At 60.1% G+C, this 529-nt stretch carries 1 protein-coding gene; it reads right to left on the bottom strand.

The window, feature by feature from the left end:
- Window positions 1-83: 83 nt before the first annotated feature.
- Window positions 84-529, bottom strand: a 446-nt coding sequence (locus J5M56_RS24215) for an aldo/keto reductase (RefSeq protein ID WP_207937970.1), incomplete at its 5' end; no start/stop codon positions are given.

Genomic DNA, 529 nt, shown 5'->3' with positions numbered 1-529 from the left:
CGGCAGCGTCTTGAAGTTGCTCGGGTTCTTGCGGATGAGCGTGCGCGGCATATCGGCTCCTGGCTTAAGGCCGCGGGGCGGCGTCAGTGACTACGCAGGACCTGGGCAACGGTCGCTACGTTATGGGCGAGGTGCAGCGGATTGATTGTGCCGACAATAGCACTGGCGACGCCGGGCTGAGTGAACAGCAACTCGAAGCTGGCGCGCACCGGATCGACTCCCGGACTCAGACAGACATGACCGCTGGCCAAGGCTTTTTTCACCAGAATCGCTTTGCCGTGGGCAGCAGCATAGTCAATGACTGCCTTTTCGTTTTGTTCGTTCAGATTGTAGGTGACCATCGCGCAGTCGCCTTGCTCCAGCGCTTTCAGCCCACCTTCGACGGTTTTGCCGGAAAAGCCGAAGCCGCGAATCTTGCCCTCGGCCTTCAGCGCCGCGAGGGTGGCGTAGACCTCTTCGTGCTCGAGGATGGCCATGTCGTTGCCGTCCGAGTGCACGAGGACCAGATCGATGAAATCCGTTTCCAGAC

Origin of the sequence: Pseudomonas sp. 51_B (genome assembly GCF_017491595.1) — a bacterium.
Lineage (GTDB): Bacteria > Pseudomonadota > Gammaproteobacteria > Pseudomonadales > Pseudomonadaceae > Aquipseudomonas > Aquipseudomonas promysalinigenes.
The sequence above is the reverse complement of the archived record's forward strand: the minus strand, read 5'-3'. Positions and strand labels throughout refer to the sequence as shown.